Here is a 285-nt window from a genome sequence, read left to right as displayed (position 1 = left end):
GCTGTTTCCGGGAATTCCAAAGGACGAAAGCCACCCCGAATCCAAGCCCCCGAACCACCGTCGACTGTATCGACTGTCAGTCTCTTCTGATTACGAATATCGTCTGCCAACGGCTGAAACCGGTCACTTCACGGGTGCGGTGCCAATGGCTGATCTGAAGCGCAAGGCCGACGTTCGGCAGACTGGAGCGCTTCTGATCCTGTCGTGGCGGGAAAGCATCGGTTGGTTGATCGTCCAGGCTCACCGGAGGAACAGCGACACTTATGGACTTGTCTGCACGCCGTG

1 protein-coding gene is annotated in these 285 nt (G+C 57.5%); it reads right to left on the bottom strand.

What is annotated here, in order from left to right:
* Positions 1 to 76: 76 nt before the first annotated feature.
* Positions 77 to 285: hypothetical protein (locus EN862_RS36710; protein WP_210235711.1), on the bottom strand; the 209-nt coding region annotated here is incomplete at its 5' end.

It is taken from the genome of Mesorhizobium sp. M2E.F.Ca.ET.219.01.1.1 (assembly GCF_004016445.2).
Lineage (GTDB): Bacteria > Pseudomonadota > Alphaproteobacteria > Rhizobiales > Rhizobiaceae > Mesorhizobium.
Note: the sequence above shows the minus strand (reverse complement) of the source record. Positions and strands in the feature narration are given on the sequence as shown.